Below are 1,640 nucleotides of genomic sequence, written 5' to 3'. Positions count from 1 at the left end.
TGGCGCAGCGGGCTGTTCTCCACCGTGAAGTCGCCGTGGGCAACCTGCTCGATTTCCTTGCGGATGGTGATCATCGCTTCGATGAAGCGCTCGATCTCCCCGAGGTCCTCGGACTCGGTGGGCTCCACCATCAGGGTGCCCGCGACCGGGAACGCCAGGGTGGGAGCGTGGAAACCGTAGTCGATGAGGCGCTTGGCCACATCCTCGGCCGTGACTCCGGTCTCATGCGTCAGTTCGCGCAGGTCCAGGATGCACTCGTGGGCCACGAGTCCGCCCTCGCCCGTGTACAGGACCGGGAAGTACTCGTTGAGGCGGGAGGCGATGTAGTTCGCGGCAAGCAGCGCGGACTTCGTGGCCTCGGTCAGGCCCTGCCCGCCCATGAGCTTCACATACGCCCAGGAAATCGGCAGGACACCGGCCGAACCGAAGCGGGAAGCCGAGATGGGCACGTCGTTGCCTTCCGCCCAGGCCGCGGCATTGCCGGGCATGAACGGGGCAAGGTGCGCCTTGGCCGCGACCGGGCCAACACCCGGTCCGCCGCCGCCGTGCGGGATGCAGAAGGTCTTGTGCAGGTTCAGGTGGGACACGTCGCCACCGAACTTGCCCGGCTGGGCCAGTCCCACCAGGGCGTTCAGGTTGGCGCCGTCGATGTACACCTGGCCGCCGGCTGCGTGCACGGAGTCGCAGACCTCGCGCACGTCGGCGTCGTACACGCCGTGCGTGGACGGGTAAGTGATCATGATGGCCGAGAGAACGTCCTTGTTCGCGTCGATCTTGGCCTGCAGGTCCGCGTGATCGATCGTGCCATCGGCGGCGGTGGCCACCACAACCACCTTCATGCCGGCCAGCACCGCCGAGGCGGCGTTGGTGCCGTGGGCGGAAGCCGGAATGAGGCAGACGTTGCGCTGGGCCTCGCCGCGGGAGTGGTGGTAGCCGCGGATGGCCAGCAGGCCCGCGAGCTCGCCCTGGGAACCGGCGTTGGGCTGGATGGAGACCTGATCGTAACCGGTGATCTCGGTCAGCTGGGATTCCAGGTCCGTGATCAGTTCACGCCAGCCCGCCGTCTGGGAATCCGGGGCAAACGGGTGGATCGAGGCGAATTCCGGCCAGGAGATCGCTTCCATCTCCGCGGTCGCGTTCAGCTTCATGGTGCACGAACCCAGCGGGATCATGGTCCGGTCCAGCGCCAGGTCCCGGTCCGACAGCCTGCGGATGTAGCGCAGCAACTGGGTTTCGGAACGGTGCGTGTTGAACACCGGGTGCTGAAGGTAGTCCGAAGACCGCTCGACGGCGGCCTCCAGGGCGAAGCCCTCAAGTGACTCCGCGAGCGAAGCACCGAAGGCCGCAGCGACACCAAAAGCATCAAGGACGCCGCCGACGATTTCTTTTGTTGTTGTCTCGTCAACGGACACGCCGACAGTGTCGGCGTCGATGCCGCGCAGGTTGATGCCCTTGGCCTCGGCATCAGCAACGATCCCGGCAGCCTTGCCCGGGACGCGGACGGTGACGGTGTCGAAGAAGCTGCCATGCAGGACCTCAAGGCCCGCGGCCTTCAGGGACGCTGCCAGGGTCCGGGCGTGGTTGTGGGCGGTCTCGGCAATCGCCTTCAGGCCCTCGGGGCCGTGGTAGACCGCGTACAT

1 pseudogene is annotated in these 1,640 nt (G+C 66.6%); it reads right to left on the bottom strand.

From position 1 onward, the window contains the following. Positions 1 to 1,640: pseudogene (locus NFJ07_RS25505) on the bottom strand (beta-eliminating lyase-related protein); the annotation flags it as partial.

It is taken from the genome of Arthrobacter sp. B2a2-09, assembly GCF_027587375.1.
Taxonomy (GTDB): domain Bacteria; phylum Actinomycetota; class Actinomycetes; order Actinomycetales; family Micrococcaceae; genus Arthrobacter.
This window is presented reverse-complemented; position numbering and strand designations above follow the sequence as displayed.